Consider the following 15,774-nt stretch of genomic DNA (forward strand, 5'->3'; position numbering starts at 1 on the left):
ATCGGCGTCAAATCAATACCACAAGTGCCCGCCGAGTTGCAGGGCCTGGTAGCTGGCATAGGCAGCCAATGCGGCGAAGGCGCACGCGGCCAGGCGCCGAATCAGGGGCAGTGGCAAGCGGTCGGCGGCGAAGTTACCGAGCAGCACCACCGGGACGTTGGCAATCAGCATGCCCAGGGTGGTGCCGATCACGACGAGCGCAAGATGGGGGTACTGTGCGGCCAGCATCACGGTGGCGACCTGGGTCTTGTCGCCCATCTCGGCGATGAAGAAGGCGACCAGAGAGGTCAGAAACGGGCCGTAGCGCTTGAAACGTGAGCTTTCATGGTCATCCAGTTTGTCGGGAACCAGGGTCCACAGGGCCACCGCAATGAAGGAGGCGGCGAGCGTCCAGCTCAAGGTCAGCGGGGAAAACAGTCCGGCTACCCAGTTGCCGGCGGCACCCGCAAGGAAATGGTTGGCCAGGGTGGCGACCACGATGCCGAGGATAATGGGCCGAGGTTGGCGAAAGCGCGCGGCCAGCAGCAACGCGAGCAATTGGGTCTTGTCGCCGATTTCGGCCAGGGCAACGATCAGGGTGGGGACGAACAGGGATTCCAGCATCAGACTTCCTAACGGGGCGGGTCGACATGGCTATGACACGTACAGCCTTCCCGCCCCGGGTAAGGTGTGCGTGTCATAGGTCTTGTCAAACCGTTTGCGCAGTGCCGCCAGCCAGCGGCTGGTTGTTGACATTGCGCCAGCCCGTGTTGCTGGGCTGAGGGTCGCACGCACCATGGTCGGTGGACCAAGTATGTTGACGCGTGCCGGGCGAGCCGTTGCTCGCGGGAGACTACTCCCCTAGGACGCGGGCATTCTGCCTAGCCGCAGCGGATTGGGCAAGCCTGCGGTCATTGCTTGCTCGCGCGGTAGATACGAAAGCCCTTGGCTTCGGCCAGGGTATGGCAGGGACCGAGGTATTGCTCGATCAGCGGGGGGTACTTGAGGAAACTGTTGGCCACCAGGCGCAATTGGCCGTGCCGCTCGAGGTGCTCCGCCGCATGGCGCAACAGGTTTTCCGTGGCGTGGTAGTGGGTGTGCACACCCTGGTGGAAGGGCGGGTTGCTGAGGATCGCGGCCAGCCCCCTGGGTGCGGCGGCAATCCCGTCGCCACTGATGACGTTGGCCTGCAGGTCGTTGGCCGCCAGGGTCAGGCGGCTACTGGCCACGGCGAAGGCGTCGACATCCAGCAGGGTCACCTGGCTCTCGGGGTAGCGGCGTTTCAGCGCCGCCCCGAGTACGCCGGCGCCGCAGCCGAAGTCGAGCAGGTGGCCTGTCGGCAGCTGATCCAGATGCTCCAGGAGCAGGGCGCTGCCGATGTCCAGGCGACCATGACTGAACACCCCCGGCAGGCTGATCACGCTCAGCGGGCCGTCACTCAGTGGCAGGCTGTAGTGTCGCGCCAGGGTTTCGAGGTTCGGGGTTGCTGGTGCATGTTTGACATGCACTTGCCAGAGTTGGCAGTGGCGCGCGCTGTCGAGCTTGCGCGCCCTGCCGAACGCCGCCAGTTGCTTGGCTGCGCGCTCGATGCCGGCCCGCTTCTCGCCGACCAGGAATAGCTCGCGCCCGGCCAGTTGTGCCGCCAGCGCGCACAGCAGGTAGTCGGTCAGTTCACGGGATTTTGGCAGGAACAGCACCGCAGCGGCGAATTCGCCAGATGGGGGCGTTACCCCGAATTGGCTGCGCCCGGCAAAGCGGGTTTCCAGTAGCGCCTGTTCGCCGGCATGCCAGCTCCAGCCCCTGGCTTCAGGCAGGCGATCGAACAGGTCGTCGGCCGGCAGGCCGGCAAGCAACAGCGGGCCGCCGAACAGGTCGGCCTGGCGCAGCAGCACTTCGCTTCGCGGGTCCATGGGGGGCTCCTAGGCAAAGCGCGGAGGATAGCAAATATGGCCAGGGCGTTGAGCGCCATGGCGTGCTGCTCCGTTAGCCTGGCGCGCGTCCCCCTTCCCCGGTGGTTAGTTCACCACCCGGCGCGCGGCACCGTCGAAAAATGCCTGAGCATTTTCCGTCAACTGGGTGACGATGCGCTGCCGTGCTTCGCGGCTGCCCCAGGCGCTGTGCGGTGTGACGATCAGGCGCGGGATGTCGGCGGCGAGCAAGGGGTTGCCGTCTGTTGGCGGCTCCTGGGTCAGCACGTCGGTGGCCGCGCCACCCAGATGGCCACGGCGCAAGGCGTCGGCCAGCGCTTGTTCGTCGACCAGGCCGCCGCGTGCGGTGTTGATCAGGAAGGCGCCGGGTTTCATCAGGCTCAGCTGGTATTCGCCAATCAGGTTGTGGGTGGCCGGGTTGAGTGGACAATGCAGGGTCAGGGCATCGACCTGTGGCAGTAACTCGTCCAGCGGCAGGCGATCCTGGCGGGGCGGCCGGCCCGGCAGTTGGCCAAGCAGTACGCGCATGCCGAAGGCTTCAGCCAGGCGCGCCACGGCGCCGCCCAGTTCGCCGTGGCCGAGCAGGCCGAGGGTCTTGCCTTCCAGTTCGACGATGGGGAAGTCCAGCAGGCAGAACTGCTGCGCCTGCTGCCAGCGGCCATCCCGTACCGCGCCCTGATAGTCCGGCAGGCGGGTGGCCAGGGCGAGCAGCAGCATCAGGGTGTGCTGCGCCACCGAAGGCGTGCCGTAACCCTGGCAGTTGCAGACCAGCACGCCATGTTCGCGCGCGGCGTCCAGGTCGATGTTGTTGGTGCCAGTGGCGGCGATCAACAGCAGCTTCAGTTCAGGGCAGGCGGCGAAGGTCTTGGCGTCCAGGGGTACTTTGTTGCTGATCGCCACCTGTACGCCCTGCAGACGCTCGATCACCTGTTCAGGGGCGCTCAGCGGGTACAGCCTGAGTTCGCCGAATAGCTGCTGCAGTGGCGACAAGTCGAGATCGCCGAGGTCGAGCGTACTGTGGTCCAGAAAGGCTGCGCGGCTACTTTTACTCATCAGCTGTACCTTTTCGACTGTCGAAGCGGGGCGTAAGGTGAACAGCCTATCAGACCCCTATGCCTGTTGCGGAGCCGTTATGTACTGGACGGAATTTTTCACCGTTGCCCTGATTCACCTGCTGGCTGTGGCCAGCCCCGGTCCGGATTTTGCCATCGTGGTGCGCGAAAGCGTGGCCTTCGGCCGGCGTGCCGGAATTTTCACCGCGCTGGGTGTGGGCGCCGGGATCTTCGTCCATGTGGCCTATTCGCTGCTCGGCATAGGTCTGATCGTGTCCCAGTCGATTGTCTTGTTCAACGCGTTGAAATGGCTGGCGGCCGCTTACCTGCTCTACATCGGGATCAAGGCGTTGCGCGCCAAACCGGCGGGTCCCGCCCGCGCCGAACTGAGCCTGGAACAGGCCGTGCGTTCACCGCGTGCAGCCTTTGCTACCGGGTTCGTCACCAATGGCCTGAACCCCAAGGCAACCCTGTTCTTCCTCTCGCTGTTTACCGTGGTGATCAACCCGCACACTCCACTGGCGGTGCAGGCAGGTTACGGCCTCTACCTGGCACTGGCGACGGCACTGTGGTTCTGTCTGGTGGCGATGTTGTTCAGCCGGCCGCGGGTGCGCGCCGGATTTGCCCGCATGGGCCACTGGTTCGATCGGTTGATGGGCGCGGTATTGGTCGGCTTGGGCGTCAAGCTGGCGTTCAGCGAGTTGCATTAGGGATGCGGTGGGGTGAAGCGTTAGCCTGTTTCTCCGTTCCGCTTTCAGCTTGCAACAGTTCGACCGTCCCCCCCGCTCTAGTGTTGCCGCCAGCCGGGTTGTTGACCTTGGCATGATCCAGACTTTGTTCGCCATGCTCAGTAGGCTGGTCATGGCGAAGGCTTGGTTGATCTCGAACTGAGTGACGCCATCCTTGTTCCTCTCGGCTCTCTTGCGCAGGCTATCGCTGGCCTGCCCTGGCCGTGGGCTCGGGCGCTCTCCGGCGGTGACGATTTTGGCTATTGCGGTCGCCGCTATAAACGTGCTGGATAAATAAGTGGTGGCTGTGAACCGGTATTGCTTGTCGGTCCTGTCGAGTGACCCAAAGCAGCTGAAAAGTCAGGCTGGCAAATCATTCTTTTGACTGATTTGCCAGCCTGGCAAGCGCTCTAGAGTCCTGTCACTGGAAAAAATATTTCTGCTGACAGGTGCTCACTATGTTGCAAACCCGCATCATTCCGCCCGCGGCGAATGCCCATCAATACCCGCTGCTGATCAAGCGCTTGTTGCTGTCCGGCGTTCGCTATGAAAAAACCCGTGAAATCATTTATCGCGACACGCTGCGATATAGCTATGCGACCTTCAATGAGCGGGTTGCCCGCCTGGCCAGTGCGCTGACGACGGCCGGAGTCAAAGCCGGTGATACCGTGGCGGTGATGGACTGGGACAGCCACCGCTACCTGGAGTGCATGTTCGCCATTCCCATGCTTGGTGCGGTGCTGCACACCATCAATATTCGCCTGTCACCCGAGCAGATTCTCTACACCATGAACCACGCCGAGGATAAGTTCGTCCTGGTCAATAGTGAGTTCGTGCCCCTCTACAACGGTATCGCCGGGCAACTGACCACGGTTGAGAAAACCCTGCTGCTGACCGATGCCGAGGAAAAAACCGCCGAACTGCCGGGGCTGGTTGGCGAGTACGAGCGACTACTGGCGGCCGCCAGTCCGAGCTATGACTTCGCCGATTTCGATGAAAACTCGGTGGCCACCACCTTCTATACCACCGGCACTACCGGCAACCCCAAGGGCGTGTATTTCACTCATCGGCAACTGGTGCTGCACACCATGGCGGCGGCCAGTGTGATGGGCAGTCTCGACAGCGTGCGCCTGCTGGGCACCAACGATGTCTACATGCCGATTACCCCGATGTTCCATGTGCATGCCTGGGGCATGCCCTATGTCGCCACCATGTTGGGCGTCAAGCAGGTGTATCCGGGGCGCTACGAGCCGGAGATGCTGTGCAAGCTGATCAAGGAGGAGGAGGTCAGCTTCTCCCATTGCGTACCGACCATTCTGCAAATGCTGCTCAACACGCCAAGTGCCCAAGGCCATGACTTCGGCGGACTGAAGATGATCATCGGCGGCAGCGCGTTGAACCGCACCCTCTACGATGCGGCCAAGGCGCGCGGTATCCAGCTGACTGCGGCCTATGGCATGTCGGAAACCTGCCCGCTGATCTCCTGCGCGCACATCAATGACGAGTTGCTGGCCGGTAGCGAAGATGAACGGGTCACCTACCGGATCAAGGCCGGCGTGCCGGTGCCTCTGGTCGAGGCGGCAATCATGAGCGCCGATGGCACGATGTTGCCGGCAGACGGCGAGTCCCAGGGCGAGCTGGTGTTGCGCTCGCCGTGGCTGACCCAGGGCTATTTCCGCGAGCCGGAGAAAGGCCAGGAACTCTGGGAGCACGGCTGGCTGCACACCGGCGACGTGGCGACCATCGATGACATGGGCTTTATCGAGATTCGTGACCGGATCAAGGACGTGATCAAAACCGGCGGCGAGTGGATCTCCTCATTGGCGCTGGAAGACCTGATCAGTCGTCATCCGGCCGTGCGTGAAGTGGCGGTGGTGGGGGTAGTGGACCCGCAATGGGGTGAGCGGCCTTTTGCCTTGCTGGTGTTGAAAGATGGTCAGGACCTGGATGCCAAGGGTCTGAAGGATCACCTCAAGCCTTATGTCGAGCAGGGGCATATCAACAAGTGGGCAATCCCCGCACAGATTGCTCTTGTTACGGAAATTCCCAAGACCAGTGTTGGCAAGCTGGACAAGAAGCGCATTCGCCTGGATATCGCCCAGTGGCAAGCGGCTGGCAGTGCGTTTCTCTCGACCTTGTAATGTGTGGTGGTGATACCTCGCCAGAGTGACTGCATAGTCAAACAAGCGTTTGGCCTGGCAGTTGCTCTTTTCCAGCCATTCCTGGCTCGTGGCGGACCGGACTGATGCGCCGAAACCTGCGCGCCAGAGTGGCTGGGAGGCAGCAAATCATACTTTCGAGGGATCAGGTAGTCACACCCTCTGGCTATAGTCCGCACTATCCATAACAAAAAAGTTACATGGAGTAGTGTCGATGACAAAAGCAAAGCAAACCTGGCGCCTGGCAAAACTGCCGCTGGCCGTCAGCCTCGCATCCACCCTCGCCGCACCGGCATTCGGTGTCACCTTCAATATCGGTGAAATCGAAGGTCAGTTCGATTCCGCACTGTCTGTAGGTGCCAGTTGGTCTGTTCGTGGAGCAGATCCAGATCTGGTCGGCACAGTAAATGGTGGTAAGGCTGCCTCATCGACCAGCGACGACAATCGTCTGAACTTCAAGAAAGGCGAAACCTTCTCGAAAATCTTCAAGGGTATTCACGACCTTGAGTTGAAATACGGCGATACCGGCGTATTCGTGCGCGGCAAGTACTGGTATGACTTTGAAGCCAAGGATGAAAACCGCCTGTTCAAGGACATCGACGACCATAACCGCAAAGAAGCCGCCCAGGCCTCGGGCGCGCAAATTCTCGATGCGTTCGTCTACCACAACTACGATATTGCCGACTTGCCGGGTTCCGTGCGTCTGGGCAAGCAGGTGGTCAGTTGGGGCGAGAGCACCTTCATTCAGAACTCGATCAACTCGATCAACCCGGTCGACGCCGCCGCTTTCCGTCGCCCTGGCGCGGAGATCAAGGAAGGTCTGATCCCGGTCAATATGTTCTATGTGGCGCAGAGCCTGACCGACAACCTGTCGATGGAGGCGTTCTATCAGCTCGAGTGGGATCAGACCGTAGTCGATAACTGCGGCACCTTCTTCTCGACTACCGATGTGGTGGCCGATGGCTGCGATAACAATTTGACTGTTGGCTCGCCTGCTATCGCACCGTTGCAGCCGATTGCCGCCGCATTTGGCCAGGGTTTCGATGTGGAAGGCGAAGGCGTGGTGGTGCCGCGTGGCGGTGATCGCGATGCCCGTGACAGCGGCCAATACGGTATGGCCCTGCGCTGGCTCGGCGATAACACCGAGTACGGCGCCTACTTCATGAACTACCACAGCCGCAATCCCTTCTTTAATACCAAGACGGCAGACGCAGGTACCTTTGCTGCATTGGGCAATGCTAACCCGTTTGCAGGTCCGTTAACTGGCATTCTAGGTCAGGTATGTGGGGCTCTTGGCGGAGCTCCAGGGTGCTTCGGTAATCCTGCTTATTCAGGTACGGCAAGCGGCTTGGCGCAAAGCACTGTATTGGGCAACGGCGAATACTTCATCAGCTATCCCGAGGATATCCAGCTGTACGGCCTGAGCTTCTCGACCGTGCTGCCTACCGGTACTTCATGGGCCGGTGAGGTCAGCTATCGCCCCAATGCGCCGATCCAGATCAACAGCACTGCGCTCAACCTGGCGCTGCTCAATCCGGCCAGCGGTGGTCAGGCAGCTCCGACCATTGATACGGCTCCAGGTGCGGAAAATCAGGGTTATCGCCGCAAGGAGCTGACCCAGGTGCAAACCACCTTCACCCATTTCTTTGACCGGGTATTGGGCGCTAGCCGCCTGACCGTCGTCGGTGAAGTCGGTGCCGCCCATGTGGGTGCCCTTGAGCGTCGTGAAGATCTGCAGTACGGCCGCGACTCCATTTATGGCGCCTATAGCGCCAGCAATGACGATGGCTTCGTCACCGCCAACTCCTGGGGCTATCGCGCTCGCGCCATTCTCGAATACCCGAGCGTGTTTGCCGGCGTCAACCTCAAGCCGAGCCTGTCCTGGTCGCATGACGTCGACGGCTACGGCCCGAACGGTCTGTTCAACGAAGGCAGCAAGGCCGTCAGCTTGGGTTTGAATGCCGAGTACCAGAACACCTACACGGCTGACCTGTCTTACACCGATTTCTTCGGTGGCGACTACAACACTGCGATCGATCGCGATTTCGTTGCACTCAGCTTCGGTATGAACTTCTAAGCGGCCAGGAATTTTGAGGAAGACTCTGTATATGAAAACAACAAAAAGTCTGTTGCAAACCGGCGCGCTGACCCTTTCGCTGCTGGCCTGCAGCGTTATGGCAGCAGTGTCGCCAGAAGAGGCTGCCAAGCTGGGTACCACCTTGACGCCAGTCGGCGCCGAGATGGCTGGTAATGCCGACGGCTCGATCCCGGCCTGGACCGGTGGCTTGCCGAAGAATGCCGGCGCTGTCGACGCTGCCGGCTTCCTGGCCGATCCGTTTGCTGGCGAACAACCATTGTTCACCATCACCGCGGCCAACGCCGAACAGTACAAGGACAAGTTGACCCCCGGTCAGCAGGCCATGTTCAAGCGTTACCCGCAAAGCTACAAAATCCCGGTGTACCCGACTCACCGTTCGGCGAGCATGCCGGACTTCGTGCTGGAAGCTGGCAAGCGCAATGCCGTCAACACCAAGATGGTCGAGGGTGGTAACGGGCTCGAGAACTTCGAGCAGGCCAACCCCTTCCCGATTCCGAAGGACGGCCTGGAAGCGATCTGGAACCATATCACCCGTTACCGTGGCGGCAGCGTCAAGCGTCTGGTGACCCAGGCGACTCCGCAGGCGAATGGCTCCTACAGCATGGTCTACTTCCAGGATGAGTTCACCTTCCGTGGTGCGCTCAAGGATGCCGACACCAGCAAGCCGAGCAACGTGCTGTTCTACTTCAAGCAGCGGGTAACCGCGCCGTCGCGTCTGGCAGGTAACGTCCTGCTGGTGCACGAGACCCTCAACCAGGTGAAGGAGCCGCGTCTGGCGTGGCTGTACAACGCCGGTCAGCGTCGCGTGCGCCGCGCACCGCAGGTGTCCTATGACGGTCCGGGTACCGCTTCCGATGGTCTGCGTACTTCCGACAACTTCGACATGTTCAACGGTGCACCTGACCGTTACGAGTGGAAGCTGAACGGCAAGAAGGAAATCTACATTCCTTACAACACCTACGCGTTGGATTCGCCGAAGCTGAAATATGATCAGGTCATCAAGGCCGGTCATATCAACCAGGACCTGACCCGTTACGAACTGCACCGTGTCTGGCATGTGACTGCAACCCTGAAAGCGGGCGAGCGGCATATCTATGCCAAGCGTGACTTCTTCCTCGATGAAGACACCTGGCAGGCCGCGCAAATCGACCACTATGACGGTCGCGGTTCCCTGTGGCGTGTAGCTGAGGCCCATGCCCAGTACTACTACGACAAGAAAGTACCCTGGTACACCCTGGAAACCCTGTATGACCTGCAGTCCGGTCGTTACCTGGCACTGGGTATGAAGAACGAAGAAAGTCAATCCTACGAGTTCGACTATCCGGCCAAAGAAAGTGACTACACCCCGGCCGCACTGCGTCAGGCAGGCGTCCGTTAACAGTCGTTGATGCAACAGTGAAAGCCGGCCCTTTGGGCCGGCTTTCTTGTTTTGCTGATAGCCCAATCGCTGGCCGAGATAGCCCGCGGGGTATTACCCAGTGCCCACCTGTCTCGACTCTGCGCCACCGATGACCGGGACATGGCCATGCCTGCCGGCCACTTTCTCGTCCTCCGCCACAGCGCGCATTCACCGCGGTTACCCCTGCCGCCTGACATGGCCCCGCCGAACTCGCTCAGCCTGAAGCCGAGTTGCGCATGGGTAATGATTTGTTTCCGTGACCACATCCAGGCTTCAAATCACATGGTTAAGTCGATAGTCTGCTGAGAGTTCGCGCCTGAACTGGCAATGACTTAACAAGAGCCGGGTGATGACCGATCTGACGCGTATAGCACCTGCAGTCAGCGATACCGTCCCTCTGGGCGACAGTCGCTTTTTCCGTCCGCCACTGCCTGCCAGCCATGTGTCGCGGCCGCGTCTGTGTGAGCGGCTGGCCGAGGGCCTGGCGGGACGACTGCTACTGGTCAGCGCACCTGCGGGATTCGGCAAGAGTTCGCTGGCCAGCGAGTTCTGCCAGGCGCTACCCGAGCACTGGCACAGCCTGTGGCTGGGCCTGAGTCCACGGGATAGTGATCCCGGGCGTTTTCTCGAGCGCCTGCTGGCTGGCCTGCAGCAGTTTTATCCGGGGTTGGGCGAAGACGCCCAGGCCTTGTTGCGTATGCGTCAGCGGCATCAACCCTTCGCCTTCGAAGAGTGGCTCGACGGCCTGCTCGAAGAGTTGGGTGAGCGCCTGGTACCGACTGCGCCCTTGTTGTTGGTGCTGGACGATTATCACTTGGCTCAGGGCGCGGTGCTCGACCGCTGCCTGCAATTTCTGCTCAATCATTTACCCGAGGGCCTGGTCATTCTGGTGACCAGCCGCCAGCGTCCCGACTGGCACCTGGCCCGCCTGCGCCTGTCACGGCAGTTGCTGGAGCTGCAGGAGCAGGACTTGCGCCTGACCGAGGACGAGACCCGCGCGCTTCTCGGCAGCCAGGGGGCTCAGCTCAGTGGCCCGGTTCTCGAGGAATGGCGTCAGCGCAGCGAAGGCTGGGTGGCCGGCTTGCGCCTGTGGCTGTTGACCCGGCAGGAGGCTGAGGACGACAGCCCGGAGCGGGTGCCTCAGGGCGACGAGGGGTTGATCCGCGAGTACTTGCTGGAGGAGGTGATCGAGCAGCAGTCGGCCGAGGTGCAGAGCTTCCTGTTCGACACTGCCTGCCTGGAGCGTTTCTGTGTCGAACTCTGCGATGCCTTGCGTGAGGAGCATGACAGCGCGGCGATTATCCAGCACCTGCAGACCCATCAGGTCTTTCTGGTGCCCCTGGACGAACAGGGGCACTGGTTTCGCTACCATCACCTGTTCTCCGATCTGTTGCGCTCGCGTCCCGCGAGTCAGCGCAGCCAGTCGCAGGCGGCCCTGCATCTGCGAGCCTGTCGCTGGTTCAGCAGCCAGGGCCTGCATGAGGAAGCGGTCGATCAGGCGTTACGTGCCGGCCAGCCGGAAGTGGCGGCCAACCTGGTGCAGAACCTGTCTGAGGAACAATTGCTCGGCGAGCAGAATGTCGCGCGCTTGCTGCGCTGGAAGATGGACCTGCCCGACAGCCTGCTGGCCAGCACGCCACGCCTGCTGGTGTTGTACGGCTGGGCGCTGGCCCTGGCCTGTCAGTTGGATGCGGCTGACGAGCTGATCCAGCAGTTGGGGCGTTTTCTGCCGGCCCCCGACGCGCAGGAGCAGGATGATCTCTTGGCCCAGTGGCTCGCCTTATCCGGCATCATCGCCCGCGGGCGTGGCCAGGTGCCTGAGGCTGAGCACTATTGCAGCGAGGCCTTGGCCCTGCTCAGCAGCAACCGCTGCGGCCCGCGCCTGATGTGCTTGTTCACCCTGGCCAACCTGGCCATGACCAAGGGCGACCTGTGGCGTGCGCGGGGGCTCAATCGCGAGGCCCTGGAGCTGGCGCAGCGGGTCGGTAGCCCCTTGTTCGAGGGCCTGGCGCATGCCGAGCGGGCGCGAGTGCTGCACGCCCGGGGTGAGGTCAAGCGCGCCCTGGTCGAGGTGCGCCTGGGTTTGCAGCGGTTGCAGGGGCTCTCGCCCCAGCGCGTGTATTCGGTGCGGGCGCGGCTGAATCTGTACGAGGGCTATCTGCTCAGCGTGTCGCTGAACACCCAGGCCGCCCGCACCAAGTTGCTGGCCGGGATCGGTGAGGCGCGCGCCTGTCGCGATATCAGTCTTCTGGTGGGGTATTGCGTGCTGGCCGGGGTCGAGGGGCGTGAAGGACGCCTCAGCGAGGCCTTCGCCCAACTGGCCGAAGCTGAGCGCCTGATGCATGCCTGGGATGTGCCGTCGATCTACTATCTGGCCATGATCACGGTGATCAAGTGCGAGCTGTGGTTGTCCCAGGGCCAGCTGGAGTTGGCCGAAGCCTGGCTTCAGCGGCTGGCCGAGACCTATTGCGGCGAAACGCCCGGCGCAGCCCCCGAGTTTCACCCGCAGCTGGCCTTGCATATCGAGTTGCAGCAGGCCGCGCTCGAGCGTTTGCAGGGGCGTCTGGAGGTGGCCGAACGGCGTCTGCGCGCACTCAGTCAGTGCGCGCAGTCCGCATCGGGGCACTTGTTCGTGGTGGCGGCGCAAGTGCAATTGGCCCTGTTGCTCAAGGCTTCCGGGCGCGACCGTGAGGCTGTCAGCTGGCTGAGCAGTAGCCTGGAAGCGGCGCAGGGTGGCGCTTTTCTGCCTTATCAGGAGTTGTTCGTTCACCAGCCGCAATGGCTGCGCGAACAATTGATGGCGCGCCCTGGTTGTACCGTGGCTGCCGAGCTGCTCAAGTACCTGCCTCAGGCCGAGACAGTGGCGCTCAACCGGCACGATAGCCAGCTGACCGAGGCCTTGAGTTCGCGTGAGTTGGCAGTGTTGCAGCTGATCGCCCAGGGCTGCTCGAATCAGGAAATCAGCGAACAGCTGTTCATTTCGCTGCACACGGTGAAGACCCATGCCCGGCATATCAACGGCAAGCTGGGGGTTGAACGGCGTACCCAGGCAGTGGCGCGTGCCAAAGGCTTGGGGCTGTTGCGCTGACTTGGAACGGGCGGTTTGTTGATCCCGTGGATTAAGCTCAGCGCACTTCGGGCGAGTCTGCAGGTGCAAGACTGCAGGCACGTCGGCCCAATTGTCGGGGCGTGTGGACTGTCCACGAAGCCCCGCAGGGCTTTCAGTGGTTGGTGCTCTCCTGCTGTTCGCTCAGCTCGTGCAGATACTTGCGCGACAGGGCGAGAAAGCGTGGGGTCGGGCCGATGTCTTCATAGAGCGGATTGCCTTCCTCGTCGGTGGCCACCACCTGACTGCCCTTGACGTAGGGCAGGCTGGTTTCCAGCTCTTCCAGCGCCGCCCCGATCAGCTCGCCGAGTAGTGCTTCCGGGCTGCGTTTGGGGTACATCTCGGCCAGTGCTGCCAAGCGTGCCGCCGCCTCCAGGTCGAGATTGATCTGATACAGGTTGCGCGTCATACGGCCCTTGGCATTTTGTTCCCAATGGTGGACAAGCTCGCGAACTTTCATGACTACTTCTTCCTTAACCTGCTCGTGGCAGGTGGCTGTGCAATATGTATGCGGTCACGTCCTTTTGCGACGGGCCTGATTAGAGCCTAGTCCGGCCTGGCGCTCTTGTCGGTTCGGCGTCGCACGCTTGTAAGATGTTGCCGTGCTGGGCACTCTTGGGGTTCACGCTTGAGCGGAGAGTCAGTCATGGCAGAAATCGACGCGCGTCTGCGCGAGGACGTTCATCAGCTTGGCGAGCTGCTGGGTAATACCATCAGTGCCCAGCGCGGGACGGTTTTTCTCGACAAGATCGAGCGCATTCGCAAGGGTGCCAAAGCGGCGCGGCGTGGTTCGGCTGCGGGTGCCGAGCAGCTCAGTGCGGGCCTCGAACAGCTCGCCGACGACGAACTGCTGCCGGTGGCGCGGGCGTTCAACCAATTTCTCAACCTGGCCAATATCGCCGAGCAATATCATCGCATCCGTCGCCGTGGCCCTGAGGAGCCGGAAGCCTTCGAATCGCGGGTCCTGGCCGAGCTGCTGCAGCGTCTGCTGGCCAGCGGCCACGGCGCCGATGCGTTGGCGCGCCAGTTCGGCCGCCTGGACATCGAGTTGGTGCTGACCGCTCACCCGACCGAAGTGGCGCGGCGTACCCTGATCCAGAAATACGATGCGATCGCCGCGCAGTTGGCGGCAGGCGATCACAGCGACCTGTCGGCCGCCGAGCGCGAGCAGGTCGCCGAACATTTGCAGCGCCTGATCGCGGAAGCCTGGCATACCGAGGAAATCCGCCGCAGCCGACCCACTCCGGTGGACGAGGCCAAGTGGGGCTTCGCGGTGATCGAGCATTCGCTGTGGCAGGCGGTGCCGAATTTTCTGCGCAAGGCTGACCATGCCTTGCATGCAGCCACCGGCATGCACCTGGCGCTGGACGCCGCACCGATTCGTTTCGCCTCCTGGATGGGCGGCGATCGCGACGGCAATCCCAACGTCACTGCCGCGGTGACCCGCGAGGTGTTGCTGCTGGCGCGCTGGATGGCGGCCGACCTGTACCTGCGTGATATCGATCAACTGGCCGCCGGGCTGTCCATGCAGCAAGCCAGTCCCGAGCTGCTGGCCCGCGTCGGCGATAGCGCCGAGCCCTATCGCAGCCTGCTCAAACAACTGCGCGAACGCCTGCGCGCCACCCGTAGCTGGGCTCAGGAGGCGTTGCACGGGCCGCTCGCGGCGCCAGCGGCGGTATTGCAGGACAACCGTGAACTGCTCGAGCCGCTGGAGTGCTGCTTCCAATCGCTGCACGCCTGCGGCATGGGCGTGATCGCCAATGGCCCGCTGCTCGATTGCCTGCGCCGCGCCGCCACTTTCGGCTTGTTCCTGGTGCGTCTGGACGTGCGGCAGGACTCCAGCCGTCACGCCGCGGCGCTCGATGAAATCACCGATTACCTGGGGCTGGGGCGTTACGCCGAGTGGGATGAGGACGCGCGGCAGCAGTTTCTCCTGGCCGAGCTGGACAACCGCCGACCGCTGTTGCCGAGCCACTTCGAACCCGGCGCCGACACTGCCGAGGTACTCGCCACCTGCCGTGAGGTGGCGGCTGCGCCGGCGGCCTCACTGGGCTCCTATGTGATCTCCATGGCCGGTGCACCTTCCGATGTGCTGGCCGTGCAACTGTTGTTGAAGGAGTCGGGGCTGTTGCGCCCGATCCGCGTGGTGCCGCTGTTCGAAACCCTTGCCGACCTGGACAACGCCGGCCCGGTGATTGACCGACTGCTCAGTCTCAAGGGCTACCGTGCGCGCCTGCAGGGTCCGCAGGAAGTGATGATTGGTTATTCCGATTCGGCCAAGGATGCCGGTACCACTGCGGCGGCCTGGGCGCAGTACCGTGCCCAGGAAGCACTGGTGCAGGTCTGTGCTGCGCAGCAGGTCGAGTTGCTGCTGTTCCACGGCCGTGGCGGCACCGTTGGCCGCGGTGGCGGCCCGGCCCATGCGGCGATCCTCTCGCAGCCACCGGGTTCGGTGGCGGGGCGTTTTCGCACCACTGAACAGGGCGAAATGATCCGCTTCAAGTTCGGCCTGCCGGATATCGCCGAGCAAAACCTCAACCTATACCTGGCCGCGGTGCTGGAGGCCACCCTGTTGCCACCGCCGACGCCCGAACCGGCCTGGTGCGACGTGATGGACAAGCTGGCCGCCGATGGCGTCACGGCCTATCGCGGTGTGGTGCGCGAGCATCCGCAGTTCGTCGACTACTTTCGTCAGGCCACGCCGGAGCAGGAACTCGGTCGCCTGCCCTTGGGCAGCCGCCCGGCCAAGCGTCGTGAGGGCGGGGTGGAGAGCTTGCGGGCTATTCCCTGGATCTTCGCCTGGACCCAGACCCGACTGATGTTGCCGGCCTGGCTAGGCTGGGAATACGCCCTGAGCAGCGCGCTGAAACGCGGCGAAGGTGAGCTGCTGGAGCAGATGCGCGAGCATTGGCCGTTCTTTCGCACCCGCATCGATATGCTGGAAATGGTCCTGGCCAAGGCCGATGGCGCAATTGCCCGGCTCTACGATGAGCGCCTGGTCGAGCCATCCTTGCAGCCCTTGGGTGAACATTTACGCGACCTATTGTCGCAGGCTGTTGCGGCGGTATTGGGTTTGACCGGTCAGTCGCAGCTGTTGGCGCACAGTCCCGAGACCCTGGAGTTCATCAGCGTGCGCAACACCTACCTCGACCCCTTGCACCTGCTTCAGGCCGAACTGCTGGCACGCTCCAGGCAGCGTGATAATGAGGCCGACAGCCCGCTGGAGCAGGCTTTGCTGGTCAGTGTCGCCGGTATCGCCGCGGGTTTGCGCAACACCGGCTAGCGGCGGCGGTTCGGGCGTTTTTCGGGTGCCCTGGAGCAACTC

At 62.4% G+C, this 15,774-nt stretch carries 10 protein-coding genes and 1 riboswitch; of the genes, 6 read left to right on the forward strand and 4 right to left on the reverse strand.

What is annotated here, in order from left to right:
- Nucleotides 1-12 precede the first annotated feature (12 nt).
- The 3 genes from PH586_RS12910 to PH586_RS12920 all read right to left on the reverse strand — a co-directional run bounded on the left by PH586_RS12910 (nt 13) and on the right by PH586_RS12920 (nt 2,960).
- Entirely contained in the window at nt 13-600 is a 588-nt protein-coding gene (locus PH586_RS12910; protein WP_271348336.1) for a TMEM165/GDT1 family protein, read from the reverse strand.
- A 113-nt stretch (nt 601-713) separates the two neighbouring features.
- Nucleotides 714-853, reverse strand: a riboswitch (yybP-ykoY riboswitch).
- A 37-nt stretch (nt 854-890) separates the two neighbouring features.
- Nucleotides 891-1,889 (reverse strand): class I SAM-dependent methyltransferase, encoded by a 999-nt coding sequence (locus PH586_RS12915; protein WP_271348172.1) that lies wholly within the window; start codon nt 1,887-1,889, stop codon nt 891-893.
- A gap of 105 nt (nt 1,890-1,994) precedes the next feature.
- Nucleotides 1,995-2,960, reverse strand: a complete 966-nt coding sequence (locus PH586_RS12920) for a 2-hydroxyacid dehydrogenase (protein ID WP_271348173.1) — start codon at nt 2,958-2,960, stop codon at nt 1,995-1,997.
- Between the two features lie 79 nt (nt 2,961-3,039).
- On the opposite strand from PH586_RS12920, the gene PH586_RS12925 reads away from it, so the two are divergent.
- From PH586_RS12925 to PH586_RS12945, 5 genes are all read left to right on the forward strand, one after another.
- Nucleotides 3,040-3,669: a LysE family transporter gene (locus PH586_RS12925; RefSeq protein ID WP_271348174.1), complete on the forward strand. Its 630-nt coding sequence runs from the start codon at nt 3,040-3,042 to the stop codon at nt 3,667-3,669.
- Nucleotides 3,670-4,145: 476 nt separating this feature from the next.
- Nucleotides 4,146-5,828, forward strand: a complete 1,683-nt coding sequence (locus tag PH586_RS12930) for a fatty acid--CoA ligase (RefSeq protein ID WP_271348175.1) — start codon at nt 4,146-4,148, stop codon at nt 5,826-5,828.
- Nucleotides 5,829-6,060: 232 nt separating this feature from the next.
- The gene (locus tag PH586_RS12935) at nt 6,061-7,923 is read left to right on the forward strand and encodes a DUF1302 domain-containing protein (RefSeq protein WP_271348176.1); all 1,863 of its coding nucleotides are present in this window, start codon (nt 6,061-6,063) and stop codon (nt 7,921-7,923) included.
- A 31-nt stretch (nt 7,924-7,954) separates the two neighbouring features.
- Nucleotides 7,955-9,322: a DUF1329 domain-containing protein gene (locus PH586_RS12940; RefSeq protein WP_271348177.1), complete on the forward strand. Its 1,368-nt coding sequence runs from the start codon at nt 7,955-7,957 to the stop codon at nt 9,320-9,322.
- A 370-nt stretch (nt 9,323-9,692) separates the two neighbouring features.
- Entirely contained in the window at nt 9,693-12,431 is a 2,739-nt protein-coding gene (locus tag PH586_RS12945; RefSeq protein WP_271348178.1) for a LuxR C-terminal-related transcriptional regulator, read from the forward strand.
- 133 nt (nt 12,432-12,564) lie between these two features.
- Here the strand turns inward: PH586_RS12945 and PH586_RS12950 are convergent, their stop codons facing one another.
- Nucleotides 12,565-12,909, reverse strand: a complete 345-nt coding sequence (locus tag PH586_RS12950) for a pilin assembly protein (protein WP_271348179.1) — start codon at nt 12,907-12,909, stop codon at nt 12,565-12,567.
- 186 nt (nt 12,910-13,095) lie between these two features.
- On the opposite strand from PH586_RS12950, the gene ppc reads away from it, so the two are divergent.
- A complete protein-coding gene (ppc, locus tag PH586_RS12955; RefSeq protein ID WP_271348180.1) occupies nt 13,096-15,732 on the forward strand; it encodes a phosphoenolpyruvate carboxylase in 2,637 nt (878 codons plus the stop codon).
- Nucleotides 15,733-15,774: the final 42 nt, after the last annotated feature.

Source organism: Pseudomonas aestuarii (assembly GCF_027988105.1).
GTDB classification, from domain to species: domain Bacteria; phylum Pseudomonadota; class Gammaproteobacteria; order Pseudomonadales; family Pseudomonadaceae; genus Aquipseudomonas; species Aquipseudomonas aestuarii.